We start from the raw sequence: 16636 nt of genomic DNA, 5'->3' as shown, positions 1-16636 counted from the left end.
CGACAGGCACGGCATGTCGATCGGAAGCGTCGTGGCGGACGGGCTCAGCCCGTCACGCCTGGCTGGCCGGTGGTTCCGCTGCGGGTATCACCCCCACGAGGGCCTCGAGCAGCTGCGCACTGCGGGCGCAGTCCGGATCCTGCACGATCGGCGGGACCGGAAGCAGCGTCAGGCCATGCCATCGCTGCACCGATCCCCACAGCACCCGCCCGAGCGCGTCCCGTTGCGCCGGGAGAAGCTCCCGCTGCGCCGTCACCTGCCCCGGCGACGGCGCCAGCGGCCGGCCCAGCGCGGCGACGCTGCCCAGTACGCCCTCGTACCCCTCGATCTCGTCATAGCTGACGTGCGTGCCGGCGCTCGCGGCGAGACTCTCCATGACGATGCTGAGCGCCTGGTCCGGCCGCAGGGCGGTTCGGGCCCGGATGCCTCGTTGCACGTCCTTGATGGTCCGGAAATCGGCCGGCTTGAGCACCGGGCCCAGATTCACCTGATCCAACCGCCGCCACAGGTCGGTCTTGACCGCCGTGTCCGGGTCACCGATCCAGTCGTGCAGGAGCGGCTCGAGGTGCCGGGACCGGATCGCCCGCAGCGCCAACTGGCGGCACAGGTGGACGGCCGCGGCCGCGGCGCTCGCCCCGACCGACGGGTGCCCGCGCATTGCGTCGAGCAGCAGCGCGGCTGCCACCGCGGGCGCCAGCTCGATGTCCCGGGGTGCGCCCAGCCCGAAGGCCGCCGCTGCGTCAGTCGCGAGCCAGCGCCCGAGGGAAGCCTGGTGGTCCTCACTGGGCCCGGCGTCCCCGTGTACGACGGCACCCGCCCCGGCCAGCAACGCCTGGTACTCGCCCCGTGCCGACGGATCCACCGCGGATGACCGGTCCGGCGCCTGCGGGATCAGCCACGCCGGCAGGTCGAGAGCGAGGTGACGCTGGTCGGGGTCGCAGACGCTGATTCGTGGGGAACCACGGTCCAGAAGACGCCTGTCGACCTCGCACAGGCGGGGCTCGGCGGTCAGTGGAGGAGCCGACCCTTCCAGCCGCATGTCGAGCAGGATGTCGGACATGTACGCGCGGACGATGTACCGGTGCCGTCCGTCCGCCAGACGTTCGGTCGCCTCCTCGCCGATCACCTCCACCCGGAGCGGGTCGCCCAGCCTCAGCTGTTCGAAGCGCTGCAGGTTCGCCGCCGTGCGGACCAGCGAGACGGTGCCGTCCGGCAGCAGCCGACAGGACAGCTCGCGCAGTCGCTGCCGGCTGTTCGGTCGGCCCAGGTAGTGGTGCAGGTGCTCGGCGTCCAGTGGCGTCCAGCCGACCTCCGTGGCGGGCAGCCAGCGGGGCCGGTTCGTGCGCCGTTCGAGGCAGATGATGCCGGCGTCGGCACCGGTGCCGATCACTCCCACCGGCCTGACGGTGATCTCCTCGGCAGGTCGGCTCGGCTCGTCGGGCAACCCGAGCCGGACTCCCGCCGACCGGTCGGCGTACGCCCAGAGCGGTTGCCGCGTGCGGCGGATCGTCTGGATGGCCTGGTCGACCAGGGGAAGCGGAAGACCCGGAACGAGGTCACCGACGGCACCCACAGTTAGCCGGAACCCCCGGCGCAGCAGCAGCTCACCGGACGGCAGCACACCGAGCGGCTGAAGCACTGTCAGTTCACCCGGGCTCAGGTCGCGGTCGTGCCGGCGCCGCGAACAGCGGATGGTCGTCCCGGACACCTCCTCGACCGTGACGGGCAGAGCACCCCCGCACAGCTCGAACAGCGCCCGACGATCCGCCGGATCCTTCAACGCCGCGACGAGCCATCCCGCCATGGAGTCGCTCCCGGCCGCCACGGGGACACGATCCGGCAGGCCAACGATGCTGAGGCCGGCCTCGCCCTCCTCGAGAAGGACCGTGTCACCGCGACCGACCACAGGTCTCTCGCCAGCCGACGTGACCTCGTTCCGATCGGTGAGCCAGACCAGGGAGTCCTTCCGGTGAGCCTCGTCGGGCTCGGTGGGCAGGGTGGCCGACCAGATCCCGACCCCCACCCGTACGCTGCGGCGGGCGGTGTCGGTCTGCCCGATCGGCAGCAGCGCGCGCCGCCCCAGCGCCCCCCGGGGGCCGGCGATCCACTCGTGCAGCACAAGGCCGCCGATCTCGGTGGGATCGTGCCGCTGCACCGACAGGGTGACGCGGTCGCCGGGGGCGAAGCTCGACCAGTCCATACCGTCGAGGCTGTTCCCGTCCGGTGTGGACAGCATGGGACCGGTGACCTCGATGAGGCGGCCCGGAGCGACCTCGACCCAGAGGCCACTCGGACGGCCGCCGCGGTGGGTGACGCCACCCACCGCGTAGGTACGGGGACGACCGACCTTCCGACCGGCGCCGCCGTCGACCAGTTCGGTAGCGGGCAGACCGTACTGCCGTAGCTCGTCAGCGCTGTACCGCAGCATCCCGCCGCTGCCGAGGAACACCGGGTCGGTCCAGACCGTGGCGGACGGATTGAGTCGCTCGGTGGTGACCGTCTCCAGTCGCTCGCCCTGGCGGTACCCGGTCGTGCTGTCGTGATACTCCCAGGACGACTTGTCGCACCACTCCCGGATTCCATTCGCGCCACGGTCGAAGAAGGACACCTGGGCCCAACGGACCCGCGTACGCCAGGCGACCCCGTCGGCGTCGCGGCCAGCGGCGGACAGGGTGCCATCGGCTTCGCGTCGCAGGATGCCCACGCGGACGTCGCTGCCGATCCGCTCCAGGTGGTAGGAGTTGCGGGCTTCCCGCCGGACGACGCCCAGCTTCGGATGTGGCGTCGCGATCAGCTCCCGGGCCTGGGCGTCCGGGGTACGCCCCCGACGGGAGGCCGGCACGATGACCGACGGGAGGCCGACGACGGTGTACGAGCCCCGGCTGAGCGCTGTCGCGCCGTCATCGCGCCGGCTCAGCAGGTTCTGCATCGGCAGCAGCTGGACCGGCCGGCCCTCCCGTGGCAGATACGCCGCGTCACCGAGCAGCGCCTGACGGACCATGAGTGACCGGTCTGGCCCGCGCAGCAGACGGACGATCGATCCGTTGCGCGCCTCGTCCGCGTTGGCGACGGCATCGGCGCTGAAACGGAACACGACGTTCGGCCGTACCTCGAACTCGATCCGGTCGCCCTGCCGTACGACAGTGGCGAAGCACGGGGTCTCGTCGTTGGCAAGCCGGCTCATCAGGGCGGCGTGCGGGCGTCCGGGGCCGCCCACGATCGAGCCCTCGGCGCGATTGTCAGCCGGATGAATGCGCGTCAGCTTGACGAGGTAGACGGCGCCACGCAGCGGGTGGGTTCCCGGCTCGGCGTTGCGGTGGATGTGCTGCAGGAGCGCCTGCCGGCGGGAGAAGTCACGGCGCAGCACCGCGACCTCGAAACCCGTCCGCGATCCGCCGCCGATGAGATCGCCACCGCGCAGCGTGAGGGCGACGTCGTTGGGCAGCGGGCGGATCTCGTCAGCGGTCAGGAACAGGCGGCATCCCTGCGGAAGCTCACCGTTGTCGAACGTCGGACTGATGAAGTGGAACTCGACCTGCGCGCCACCGCTGCGCCTGAACTTGTCGACGTCGAGCCGGACGAGCGCCTGGTTCGGGCGGTCCGGCCGGGCCTCGCGCCGTTCCGCCTGCCAGGCGTCGGTGATGCGGCGGCTGGCCTCCGGCGCCAGCCGCAACCGCCGCAGCACCACCGTCTGGGTGTCCCGGTAGACCGGGCCGTCGGCGGGTTGCTTGCGCCAGCGGACGTGCAGCGCCTTGATGCGCGGGCGGCCACCGTCCTGGTCGGCGACGATGTCGGCGAGGTGGATGACCTGGTTGGCGGCCTCCCGGTGGAGCTGCGCGTACCAACCCCAGCGGATGTGTTCCATCCGGATGTCCAGGACGAGGTCCTGGGTGCCGGCGCGCTGGTCGATCAGGACGTCGGTGACGAAGTCGCCGTGGAAGAGGGAGACGGCGTTGTCCGCCGCCGGTCTGCCGTCGATGGTGAGGGCCTGCTCGTTCAGTTCCAGCGTGTGGCCGTAACCCCACTCGAACCGGTGCATCACCCCCTGCGCCGTCTCCCGGCGGTCGACGTAGTGCAGCCGTGCCCCGCGCAGATCCGAACGAATCCCGAGGCGGATGCCCTGTCGCTGGAAGTGCCGGAAGAACTCCGCCATGGAGAGCGCGGGCGCGGTCCGGTAGCTGGCGAACACGCCGCCGGCCAACTCCAGCAGAACGACCCGCACATCGTTGCTGCGGTACGCGACGGCCACCCAGGGCTCCTCGCCCTCGGCGAGCGGGATCTGCCACGTCGACCCTCCGGTGGGCGTCGGCACCGTCCACTCCGTCTGCAGGGTCACCGTGGAGCCGCTGAGCGTCGCCGTCAACGGGGAGCGCTCACCGGCGAGATAGCGGTAGTAACCGTCGGTGCTCGACTGCCCCGGAGCGGGGGTGGCGGCTGGCTGCTGCGCGACCCCGGTGGACAGGCTGAAGCTGCGCCGGACCACGACATGTCCCGGATCCACGTCCTCGAGCGCCACGTCGACACCGACGACCCGGGAGAACGGACCGGCTTGGACGTAGCGCGTCTCACCGTGCACCTCGGCCGATCCACGCCGGTCCGCATACCGGACCGCCATGCGACGCCGGTCGCGGTCCGGGTAGACCCGGGACATCTCGACAGTGCCGGCGCTCAGCGCGGGTTCCTCGCCGTTCGCTCCGACCGGTCGCAGATGCGCCGTGGCGGAGAGGTCGTCGTACAGGTAGAGGACCGGCCGGTTGGTCGACTGGGCCAGCGCCTTGCGCTGTCCTCGCCACTGCACGACGCCGAGGCCGATCGCGTCCGACGGAGGAACCTCGTTCTGGTACTCCCAGACCGCCCGGACGCGAATACGCCGGCGGTACGCGGTGAAGATCCAGCCGTGCCGGCTGCGGCGGCCACGCACGATCGCGCCGATGTCGGTCGGCGGGCGGTCGAAGTTCTCCCGGCGCAGAGAGCAGACCGCGATGTCGACTCCGAGGTCGAGCAGGACCGTGTAGACGTCGGCCCGGCTCCGGGTGATCGGCGCGTCGACCACGATGCCGCGCAACTCGTGCTGCCGCACCAGGGCGTCCTCGCCGGCCTCCCGGTCGGCCTCGGCGAGACCCGCGGTGAGGTTGATGTTGGGTACCGGCGCCGGCTCGCCGTCACCGGTGGGCAACTCGAAGGTCCGCACGTCGCAGACCTGGGACTGACGGTTCTGTCGCAGGCGCTGATGCACCCGGTGTCGGGCGGAGACCGGCCCGAGCCAGATCGACTCCGCCTCCACGTCGACCGCCATCCCCTCGACGGTGTAGCCGCGCCGCATGCCCCACTGCGGTTCCGCCACGGTGGTGCGGAGTTGAACGACGTGCCCGTCGGCCAGATCGACGAGCCGTTCGAAGAGCTCCCGATCCGGCCGATCCGGCAGGTTCAGATGACGGGCCGGCACGACCCGCCCGGCGATCTGCCGCCGCCGCTGCTGTTCCTCCCCCCAGGCGGAGGGGGTGAAGCGGCACAGGGTTCCGGGCGCGTCGAGCCCGGTGACGACGACGTCCGGAAGGTCCGCCAACCGGGGGTCGAACCGCCACGTGCCGTCGACGAGGCGCGCCTCGTGGTCCGAGCCGTCCCGGAACAGGTCACGCCACCGCAACGCGCGCACGTCGAGCGCATCCTCGGCCGGCCGGCCGGGTTCCCGACGCAGGCGCAGTCGCGGCGCGCCGACGTCGTCGCCGTACAGATCGGCCGTCACGACAAGGCCGCACGGGTCACCGGCGGCCTCGCGGACGGCGGCGAGGAGGTCCGCGCGGTCACCGTCGTCCCAGACCTGGTTGTCCAGCACCACGTTGCAGCCGGGGCCGGCCGAGAACCGGATCGAGCGGCCCTGCCGGACGAGCTCGATCACCACCAGCCGGATCGGCGCCGGTTCGCCGCGACCGGTGAGTATCGCCAGGAACTCGACGTACTCACGGTCGACGGGCAGCCAGTGCTCGCCCTCCCATCGCGCGAGGGCCGGGTACTCGCCCACGGGCTGCTCCTCCAGCTCACCGAGGAGATCGGGATCCCAGCTCCGCCGCGCCTGCTGCGGAAGGGCCGCCACATCGAACGGCATGGCGTCGGCCACCCGGACGACGAGGCGTCCGGTGGCCGGCCGCTCGATCGTCGCGGGCCGCAGGTCGCCGACGACCGGCAACGAGGCCAACCGCTCGATCGGGCCCGCTGCCGCCGGTCCGGCGATGCTCCGGCGCAGCGGAACCGCCACCTGGTCGCCGACCCGGACGGCGTCGACCGGCGCCGGCACCGCCAGCGGGTCGGCCAGGCCGCAGTTCACCCAGACCTGACCATCCTTGGCCGCGCAGACCATGCCGATGACGTACGAGGGGTCGTTCCCGAGCAGGCGCCCGAACTGCTCGGGTGAGAGCCGGAACGGGTCTTCGACGCTCGCCCCCGAGAAGGTCCGCAGTTGCGGCGATCGTCGCGAGTGGACCCGGAGCACGCCGTCCACCGGGTCGACGGTGAGCCCGGCGAGGAGCCGGGGGTCGACCAGGCCGTGTGCCCCCTCATCCTCGTCCACCGGGATGCTCAGCTCCGTCAGGCGGAGGTTCTGATGGGCGTCCTGCCACAGTTGCAGGACGAAGTCGGACAGCGTGTGCCCACCGATGACGACGTCGGCGGGACCCAGCTCGAAGACGAGTCGCTGCATCAGCATGGTCAGCAGCGCGTTGCTCCGCCGAACGCCGAGTGACTGCCACGGGTTGTTGAGCAGGCGCTCCTGCTGGTCCACCGACTGCCGCTGGTACAGGCCGCGAAGCAGACGATGCCGGAGAGCCTCGGCCAGGTACGGCGGAAGCACCGCCTTCGGTCCGAGCCGGTCGAACATGAGCCAGCGGTCGAGTGGGGTGCCGAGGCCGAACTCGATCTCGGTGTCGATGATGTCCTCGAGGACCAACCGCTGCCAGGAGTGGCCCCCGATGCCCTGGGCGAGCGCGGCGAGCAGGCGCATCCGGACCGGCCGGGACAGCTCGCGCACCTTGGTCACGGCGTTGATCGCGGTGCGCCACTGCTCCACCCAGTCGGTGCGCTCGGCCTCAGAGATCACGTCCGGCTCGGTGAGGAGGGCCGCCAGACGCTCGGTCAGCAGGGCGAGCTGAACGCCGTGCCGATCGTTGACGAGACTGGGGTAGCGTCGCCAGCCGTCGGCAGTGAGCGGCGGAACGGCCAGGACCTCCCACTGGTTCGAGACGCGGGACGGATGAACGTCGCGCTCGTACCACGGCGTCAGCGCGTCGCCTTCTTCGGCACGCCGGAAGTGCAGCCGCAACAGGGCTGCCGGTCGCTTGGTCAGCGATGGCGGAAGGATCTGGACGGCGCGGATCAGGACCCGCTCGGCGAGGCTGAGCCCACCGGCCACCGGCTGCCGCCATCGCCCCTGGCCACCGGTGTCGAGGTCCGGCACCGTTCCGCTGAGGGCGTTCTCGATCCAGCCGGTCACCAGGGACACCCCCGGTCGGCCGCGCAACCACCGCTCCTGCTGTGGCAGCGCCTCCTCGTGGTGGTCGGCGAGCAGCAGATCCGCGAAGACCGACGGCTCGATCTGGGGGTACCTGCCGTCGCCGGCCCGCTCGTATTCCCGGTAGGTGTGCAGGGCCAGCCCGGCCAGCGGGAGGGACATCGAGGGGTTCGGCGACTCCAGGCGGTACGCCAGCTCGCTCAGGAAGGCCCGGTGCCGGGTGTCGGACAGCACGTCCGCGGCGTGCAGGACGAGTGCGGCGAGGTGTTCGGCCCGGCCGGCCTCGACGCTGCGGAGCAGACGTACGGCGGTGCACACCGCGAGCATCAGCCGCAGCAGCAGGACGGAGTCACCACCCATCGGGAACAGCGAGTCCCTGATCTGCTCGTCCGGATCTCGGGTGAAGCGGGCGTTGTACGCGCTGTTCTGGCGGTTGAACCACGGCGACAGCACGGCGACGGAGAACCAGCTCGACAGTTGCAGGGGCCCGGACCGGACGATGAACTCCACCGGCTTCTCGTTCCCGGTCCGCAGTCGGGCGAGCGACGCCGCGCTCGTCTGCCACGCGTTCAGTTCGTGGGTCGGCAGCGGGATCCGTACCCGGATCGGCTTGTTGATCTCCCGGTGGGGTGCGATCCACCGGTGCGCCAGCGCGTCCGCCGTCCCCTGCGGATCGATGTCGGCCGACAGCTCGTCCAGGACGGCCTGCCAGAGAACCATGGCGATGGTGGCTGGATGCTGACCGGACAGTCCCAGCCGCGACAAGGCCTCCGACGCGGTCGACGGATCGGGTCGCCCGCGCCGCAGCCGGCGGAGGTGCGACAGCGTCACGACCTCGTTCGAGATCAGGCCGGCCGCACCGGGCGCCGGGCCGGCCGGAGCGGACGTCCCGGGGAATCCGAAGGTGAGTCGGGCGATCGCGGCAAGGAGGTCCGGCTCCTGGAACGTCGCGCCGATGCGCGGATCGAGGAGTTGGGTGACGACGTCGTCGGAGCTCATCAGCTCGTCGCCGACCATGGCGGCGAGTTCCGCGGCGAGCAGTTGCGCTCGGCGGCCGCAGTGACCGGCGAGCGCGTCCCGGCTGAGCTTGCCGATCGTCTCGTCGACCACGAGTCGCGCGGACGCCGGGATGCGCCGTGCCGCCTCGACGCAGGCGGCGAGCACCACCACCTCGGCGGTGAAGCTCTCGATGTCGAGATAGGGGTGCGCCGCGCGGCCGGGACGCACGCGCGCCAGCGCTCGTCGCGCCGCCTCCGACAGGTGACCCGCGACGGTCTCGGCCGACCGGGCCGTGAAGATGGCCTCCACCGCCTGCGCCACCGCGGTACGGATCGACCCGTCCAGCACTGCCAGCGTGTCGTCGAGCGCACTGCGCGCCAGGGCCGCCGTGCCCGGTTCGACACCGGGCCGCACGGCGACGGCCAGCACCTGCGGGGCGGCGTACCGGCGCATGGCCGGTTCACAGTTGGCGAGCTGACGCAGAGCCGCGTTCAGCAGGTCAGCGCCGGAGTGCCGCGAGGTGAGCGCCTCCGTGATGGAGATGAACGCCTCCGCGTGATGCGGCGACGCGTGCACCGCCGAACAGAAGTACCAGGTCTCGATCATGCGCACTCTCCGTCGGGGTGAGCCGGAAGGTAGTAAAGGACGCGTCTGAGTTCGGCGATACGGTCAATGAGCACCTGTTCGGTGCGGGGGTCCACCGGCCGCAGTCCCACCGCCATCGCCACGGCGGACGGCACGTCCGGCGGCCCGGTCAGAAGCTCGATCAGATCCGCGCTCATCGGGCAGGCGCGCAGGGCAGCCATGTAGGCGTCGGTCAGCCGGTCCGCGGGTCGGGCCGCGCGCACGATCGCGGCGGCCACGCCGATGCGCCCGGTGAGAAGTGCCGCTTCCCGGCTCAGTTCGGCCGGTGTCGGTGCCGACGACGTGCCGTCCCCGTCGCCGGGGGTGGCGGGGCGGCTGGCCATGACCCGGACCAGGTCCGCTATGGCGCGGCCGGCGAAGGCGGACCGCCAGCCGGGCAGTTTCGGGCGCGCGGCCGGATCGCGGAGGGCCGCCAGCACCAGCGCCTCGACGACCGATTCGGTCAGCGGGGCGGGCAGGTCGGTCGGTGCCACCCGGCGATCACCGATTGAGTCCAGCCACCTGCCAACGTCGGCGTCGAAGGCGCAGGCCACGGTCAGCCCGGCAACCCAGCCGGCGCCGGTTCGCCGGGCGCCGGAAGCGGTCAGGAACTGCGGATACCAGCCTGGCAGGAAGTCGCGGACGGCACACATCAGGTCGGTTTCCACCACCCGGCCGTCGCCGTCCTCCAGCTCGCTGATCACCAGATCGGCCAGCAGCGAAGGGGAAACGCTGTCAAGGTCCGGTCCGGCGTAGCCGGGCAGCGGCGGGAGCACGGGCTTCAGCCCGCGTCGGACGGCCTCCTGGCGCAGCCGGTGCACGACAGCGGGCAGCACCGGCGTCGCGGGGGTGCTGCCCGACGGCAGCGGGGTGGCGGTGGTCGGCCGTTCGCCCGGCCGGAAGCGGGTCACCGTCAGCCAGCCGGTCCCGTCTCTGGTCAGCACCTCGGCCAACCGCTGTGCGGTGAGCATGGCGTCGACCGGCGTCGGAGCCCGTACGGCGACCACGACCGAGGACGCGGGGAAGCGGTCCCGAAGGTACGCCGTCCAGGCACGGCACAGGCTCGCCGTCGCGGCGTCCGGGCCCTCCGCGGCAACCTCGACGTCGACGCGGAGCACGAAGGCGCGATCCTCGTCAGGACCGCCCGCGTCGAGAAACGAGGAGTCGGCGTCGGACAGCCGCCATGGATCGCCCGACCGTGCCGGCTCGACGGTGAGCCATCGACGCTGCGTGACGGTCATCCGGGAGTGCTCCCGGAGCACCAGCTCAGCGCTGTTCAGGTCGGTCGCCAGGTCGGCATTCGACGGCTCCGCCACCACGCCGTGGGCCGGTGTCCGGTCCAGGATCCACCGCAGGTCGAGCCGGACCGCCGTACGCTCGCTGCAACCCGGCACCAGCCGACCCGGCGACCAGCCGGACGGGATCACGTACCCCGCCAGCTCGTAGGCCTTGGTGGCGTCGGCCGCCGGGCCCGCGACAAGCCGGCGGCCGGGTTCGTTCACTCCGGTCTCTGGGCTGAAGTAGCAGGTGGTCGGCTCGCTGTCGGACGATCCCCGGTCCTTCATCCCGGCCAGCACCGTGGTCGAGAGGTCGGCGAGCGAGGGGGGCCACACCGCCGTGTCGGCCCGCCTCAACGCGTCCAACAGGGAACGGGAGAAGAGCCCGCCACGGTCACCGTACGAGTACCCGGCGGCGCGACGGGGCGGTGCCGCGTACATGATCGCCTGCCAGCACTCGCTCTTGCCCTCCTCCTTCTCCGGCAGCGACTCGGCCCTCGGTAGCCGCGCGTTCGGCAGGCGGCACGCGTCCACGGTGAAGACCTGCCGGCCGAAGCCGGGCAGGAACTCGGAGCCGCAGAGCGTCACCAACTCCTCGAAGCTGATGTTGATCTGGTGTGCCGCTGTGGCGTCGGCGAGGAGGAGACGCGACTGCAGGTCGGCGTACCAACCATGGCCCGCCCAGAACACCCACAGCAGGTCGCCGTCGTGCTGCGGCAACCGGAGGATCTCCGCGCGAACTGCGGCGGACGTTGCCGGACCGGCGACCTCCAGGCCGTGCGGCATCGGCGGAATCTCCTCGGCCGACAGCAGGAGCCGGATGTTGGCCGGCGGAACACCGAACCTCAACAGGACCTCGGCGAAGCCGACGGCGTCGTCGGCGATGCCCTTGCGGGCGAAGTCAGGGCCGAGATCCGGGTAGTCCTGCACCCCGACGACGAGTGCGAACGTCCGCTGGGAGAGGCCCCCGGGTACGAGAGCCGGCGGGGTGGTCATGGGGCGGCCCTCCCCACCTCCTTGACGAGTGACGCGAGTAGGTCGTAGAAGTCCTTCCGGTCGAAGTAGGCGCTGTGGGCCTCCGGCATGACCTCGTTTCCGGCGATCTCGACATCCTCCACCCGCCCCGGGAAGATCGGTTCGGCCAGGTAGGACAGGAGGTCCCGCCGGTGGTGGACGTTGAGCCAGCGGGGCACCGAGCCGGGCAGCGGCTCGCCGGCGTCGAGACTCGGCAGTGCGCCCATCTCGTGCAGGAGCGGCCCCTGCGACCCGACAGTGACGAGCGCCGCGACAGCGGGCAGCGACCGAAGGACGAGCGTGTCCAGCGCCGCGATGCCGCCCAGGCTGTGCCCCACGAGGACGACCGGACCGGCCGCGTCCCGGACGCAGTCGGCGATGAGCCGCCGGATCGCTTCGCCGCGGGCGAGGTAACGCAGGACGTCGCCCACGAACGGGTGGGCGCTGTCACTGAGCGAGCCGCGCCAGTGGTCGAGCGCCCACGCGCCACCCATCCGCATGGCGAGCTCCGCGCTGATCCTGGCCGCTGTGCCCAGTACGCCGAGCTGACCGCCTTGAAAGGCGTCGATCACCGACTCGACGAGCCGCCGCCGATCGGCGGGCACCAGGCGTGTCGTGGTGGACTGGTGGCGCAGCGTCTCCGCGATGATCGCTTCGGCCAGCGCGTCGACCAGCTCACCCCAGGCGGCGTCGCCCTGGGATTGGGCGATCGCCTCGCGGGCCGGTGCCGAACGCAGCACCGAGTCCACCGCCACGTCGAACCCCTCGGCGAGCCCGGTCGCGACCAGATCCTCGTTCAGCGTGGTCGCCTGCGACATCTGGGCCACCGCACGGGAGATGCGGTCCGCGTTACTGAGCTGCCCCGGCAGGCGAGGCGCCGGACGGGTGCGAGCGCTGACCGCCGCGCAGACCCGGACATCGTGCAAGGGATCCAGGTCCAGGATGGTCCATCGGGCGGTCGGCCACCCGGACACCGGGGACTGTGCGGTGGTGCTCGGCCGGTATCGGGGGATGGACCTGTGCGGGGCCGGTGGCGGAGAGCCGAGCCGGTCACCCCAGAGACACGGGATGACTGTCGTGTCCGGACACCGGTCTCGCATCGCCGCATCGAACTTCTTGAGCACGGGCTCGTACCGTGAGGTGCGCGCGCCCGTACCGTGCACGAAGATCAAAGTTGTCATGCGGCGATCACCCCCCGTGTCCAAGGGAACCATTGTGATTGGAGGGGACTCGGCATAGAAACGTCTGATTGGGCGATGTTTTCGACCCCATGACCGGTCCCGGCGGGGCGCAGGTCACGGCCATTTCGAGGTCAACTGGACCGGCGACGGCAAACAGGCCGTCCAGGTCGTCGTGCCGGTCTGACCCGCCGGGCACCGGCGTCACCTGACGTAGTCGCAGGTGGGAGTCGTGTGCACGCGCATCAGCGCGAGGCGCGGATGGCACGGTTGGGCCGCGTCGGATGATGACGGTGCCTGGCGAAGGCAGCGACGTTGGCCAGAGCGGTGAGCGTCCGAGCAGGTGAGTCGGAAAGCCGACGGCAGTCCTGGGGGCGCCGGCGACGAGATGCTCGACGCCCCCGGTGACGAACGACGTCAGCAGCCCAGTCGTTTGGTGGAGAGCGCGATGTCGTCGATCCAGAGGTCGAAGTCGCGTGGTGTGGTGCCGCCCTGATAGAGCTGCCAGCCGATCTTCACTGTGTTCACCGTCGGCAGGACGAAGGGCACGTCGTTGCCGCCGTGATCGGTCGTCGACGCGCTCAGCCCCGGGATCGCCACCTCGTCGATCCACACCGTGACGCGGTTGTCCGTCGGGTCGAGCTTCCACTCGAAGCACTGCCAGGTGTCCTCGGCAACCGGGGCGGACTCCCGCCAGTTGGTCCAGTCGCCGGTCGGGCCACCGTCGGCGCCCACGCCCCAGAAGATGCCGGGGACTGTGGGCGCGTACTGGCCGCCGACCGGCCGGACGACCTCCGCACTACCGGTGCCGGTCGCCTCCACCAGCGTGAAGTGCGCCCAGTCGGGGGCGGTGGGGAACGCATCGACGCGCAGCCGCATCCGGCCATAGAAGCGGTTGCCCGGCGCGGCGAAATCGTCGACCCGCAGGAAGGCCCGCCCGTTGTCGACCGTGTGCACGTGCAACACCTGGTTGCCGTGGCGGGCACGCTCGACGGTGAGCGTGCCGTTGCGGGTGTCGACGCCCCAGTCCAACGTGCTGGCGCCACCTCGCGGCAGGCGCTCGAAGTCTTCACAGAAGAGCAGGCCACCGGCGCACGAGCGGTGGGAGGCGCCCGACGCGCCGGCCGGGACACTGCTGGCTGTGGTGCCGAGGATCAGGGCAGCGGTGATCACCGCGAGGGAACGGCGCATGGTCATCCTTCATGGCGTTGGGTCCCTACCGCGCGGGCAGGGCCGGATCAGTGCTTTCGGACATCACGATCGCTGCTCATCCCGTCACCGGTTCGGGTCCGTCGTCGTGACGCGAGGGACGCCTCCGACGTGTCGGAGGTTGAACGCCTCGGTGCCGGTGGGAACACGTGGCCGCATTGACGTACGGCGGACATCTGCCCGTCGTCGTGGAGATGGTTCGGCGGTGCGGCGCGCGTCCGCCGGGGCGGCGCTCTGCCAGCACTGTGCTGCTCCCGCGCTGACCGTTCCCAGCGCGGTTGCCCCCACGCTGCAGCGATGGTCGCCATTCCAGCACACCTGCGGCCGCTCGGGCAACATCGACAGTCGTCTGTGGTTGTGGTCCTGTGGGGCGATTGCGATGGGCGACCGCTGGTGGCCAAGGGGTGGAGGTGCGCAGCCGGATAGGGTCTCGGCTGTGACAGCAGTACCGCCACCGACGGGTCCGTTCCGGTGGGACCTTGTCTCTCCGGCCCAGCTCGGCGCGCTCCTCGACGCTGTCCCCGAGCCCGATCTGTGGTTCCTACCCGACCTGCTCGAGTGCGCCGCCAAGGTCCTTGCCCGCAGCGCCGACGCGGACCTCTACGTCGTCGGCCGCTCCCCCGACAGCAGCGTTGGCCGCCCTCGCCGAAGCCGTGGCCATCGTCGCCTACGGCCGCTCGCCCGAAGGGCGAGCCGGGCTTACCGCCGCGATAACCGGCGAACCCACCATGCGCCAGCCATGGGTACGGTCGCTGGTAACCGAACTACGCCGGCCCGTCACCACCCGCCAGACCTGACCGGTGCCCACTGTCGGGCCTGCGGCGAAATCGTTCCGACAACCCCACCGTGTTCCGGCCGCTGCCGCGCCCGCGAGAACTTCGTCTCGGTGATTCGCTGTCCGGCGGCACGTCGCTGGTCAGGGCGTTCCCCCTGCGCCACCACCTGAATCGAAGTTCGCCGCGTCGCCATAGACAGCGTTCTCCGCGATGGCGGCGGAATAGCGCTCGGGGACACCTCGACCCCGCTCGAAGATGTCGCGACCAGGGCGTGGCGATCTACGCCGTATCGCGCGCATGGCGGACCGCGCCGCCGCCACCTTCTCCTCGGCGGTCTGTGGCCGACGGCGTCTGCGCCGATGAAGCAGGACTGTGCCGCCCGTGGCGAGCCCGATGCCAGCGAGCAGGAGATACCACCACATGTCCTCACAGTAGAAGGGGCCCGCATCTACGCGGGTACCCCGCTGGCAGCCGCGATCCCGGTGGTCCGCGCCCCGTCATTGCCGGCGGACTCGCCGCCCTCGCCGCTGTCCGTTAACCCGGAAACCGCGCCTCGCTCAGGAACCGGCGACCGCGCCACTGTCGGTGGCGGGCACCTCAGGGCGGACCTGGGCACGGACCTCTGCGATCGCGTCGGCCAGGACTTCCACTCCGTCGACGATGGAGCGTTCGGTGAGGGTGGCGTAGCCGAAGATCAGCCCGCCGAGCCCGGCAGGGCTCACGCGGTACCGGGAGACGCCCTGCACGACCAGTCCGCGCCGGGCGGCGGCGGCCACGACCGACGCCTCGTCGAGGTCCTGCGGGAGCCAGGTCACGACGTGTTGGCCCGCCGCGACACCGACCGGCTCCAGTTCGGGTAGCCGTGCGCGCAGCGCGGCCAGGAGTGCGTCGCGACGGCGGCGGTAGACCGGGCGCATGCGCCGCAGGTGCCTGTCGAATTCGCCGCGGGTGAGGAAGTCGGCGAAGGTCAATTGGTCGATGACGGGAGAACCGCGGTCGGCCCGTACCTTGGCCGCCGTGATCTCGTCGACCAGGTGTGCCGGGGCGAGCAGCCATCCCAGGCGCAGCCCCGGCGCCAGGGTCTTGCTCGCCGTGCCGCAGTAGACGACGGTGTCGGGTGCCAGCCCCTGCATGGCGCCGACGGGCGCCCGGTCGTAGCGGTACTCCGCGTCGTAGTCGTCCTCGATCACCACGGCGCCGCGGCGCTGCGCCCAGCCGATGACCCGGGCCCGCGCGGTGGCCGACAGGACGCCGCCGGTGGGCCACTGGTGCGAGGGCGTCAGCACGACGACGTCCGCGTCGGTCCGTTCCAGCTCCTCGACGAGGAGGCCGTCTGGCCCGACCGGGACGCCGATCACGTCCAGGCCGGCCACGGCCGCGACGAGGCGGGCGTCGTCGTCCGCGGACGGGTCCTCAACGGCCAGCCTGCGCGCGCCGCGCGCCGCGAGCACCTGGAGTATCAGCGCGACGCCTTGGCCGTAGCCGCTGCAGATCACGACGTTCTCCGGACGGGCGGATGTGCCGCGGACCCGGTTGAGGTAGTCGGTCAGGGCGACGTGCAGTTCGGGTACGCCACGCCCGTCGAGGTAGGCGAAGCGTTCGTTCGGGGTGGTGGTGAGGACCGTTCGCACCGAACGCAGCCAGGCGGCGCGTGGGAACGACGACACGTCGGTGCGGCCATACCCGAAGTCGATCTGTGCCGCCGGTCGGTCAGCGCCGCTCCGACCTGCCGTCGGTGGGGCCGGCTCGACCGCGACCCGGGTGTACCCGCCCGCCCGACTGGTGAGGTAGCCCTCGGCGACGAGTTGCTGGTAGGCCTCGACGACGACGCCGCGGGCGACGCCGAGATCGGCGGCGACGGTGCGGGTGGGCGGCAGTGACGTTCCGAGACGCAACCGGCCGGCCCGGATGCCGCCCCGAATCGAGGCGGCGATCTGCCGGTGCAGCGGTTCGGCGGCGGACCGGTCGACATGGATGAGCAGGTCCTCCGCGGTGCTCGAATTGGTCCTGATTCGCCCCATGGAATCGGACCTTACCGGGTGTACCGATTTCCAT

Annotated in this window: 5 protein-coding genes; all 5 read right to left on the bottom strand. The window is 71.4% G+C overall.

Going from position 1 to position 16636, the window contains the following annotated elements; translation table 11 throughout:
• Positions 1-52: 52 nt before the first annotated feature.
• The gene (locus ACX27O_RS18450; protein ID WP_458939809.1) at positions 53-9109 is read right to left on the bottom strand and encodes a hypothetical protein; all 9057 of its coding nucleotides are present in this window, start codon (positions 9107-9109) and stop codon (positions 53-55) included.
• A complete protein-coding gene (locus tag ACX27O_RS18445) occupies positions 9106-11400 on the bottom strand; it encodes a caspase family protein (RefSeq protein WP_458939808.1) in 2295 nt (764 codons plus the stop codon). The genes ACX27O_RS18450 and ACX27O_RS18445 overlap by 4 nt, the downstream gene beginning before the upstream one ends.
• Positions 11397-12236: an alpha/beta fold hydrolase gene (locus ACX27O_RS18440; RefSeq protein ID WP_156057446.1), complete on the bottom strand. Its 840-nt coding sequence runs from the start codon at positions 12234-12236 to the stop codon at positions 11397-11399. Before ACX27O_RS18440 ends, ACX27O_RS18445 begins: the two co-directional genes overlap by 4 nt.
• 777 nt (positions 12237-13013) lie before the next feature.
• Entirely contained in the window at positions 13014-13787 is a 774-nt protein-coding gene (locus ACX27O_RS18435; protein ID WP_209444531.1) for a hypothetical protein, read from the bottom strand.
• A 1351-nt stretch (positions 13788-15138) separates the two neighbouring features.
• Complete coding sequence (gene pdxR, locus ACX27O_RS18430; protein ID WP_210864573.1) at positions 15139-16602, bottom strand: MocR-like pyridoxine biosynthesis transcription factor PdxR; 1464 nt, start codon at positions 16600-16602, stop codon at positions 15139-15141.
• Positions 16603-16636 lie beyond the last annotated feature (34 nt).

The organism is Micromonospora sp. SD19 (assembly GCF_054462275.1).
Note: the sequence above shows the minus strand (reverse complement) of the source record. Positions and strands in the feature narration are given on the sequence as shown.

Bases quoted from the DNA above. Each gene is read 5' to 3' on its own strand.
- ACX27O_RS18450 (WP_458939809.1), bottom strand. From the start codon at position 9,109: ATGATCGAGACCTGGTACTTCTGTTCGGCGGTGCACGCGTCGCCGCAT.
- ACX27O_RS18440 (WP_156057446.1), bottom strand. From the start codon at position 12,236: ATGTCGCAGGCGACCACGCTGAACGAGGATCTGGTCGCGACCGGGCTC.
- ACX27O_RS18445 (WP_458939808.1), bottom strand. From the start codon at position 11,400: ATGACCACCCCGCCGGCTCTCGTACCCGGGGGCCTCTCCCAGCGGACG.
- ACX27O_RS18435 (WP_209444531.1), bottom strand. From the start codon at position 13,787: ATGCGCCGTTCCCTCGCGGTGATCACCGCTGCCCTGATCCTCGGCACC.
- pdxR (WP_210864573.1), bottom strand. From the start codon at position 16,602: ATGGGGCGAATCAGGACCAATTCGAGCACCGCGGAGGACCTGCTCATC.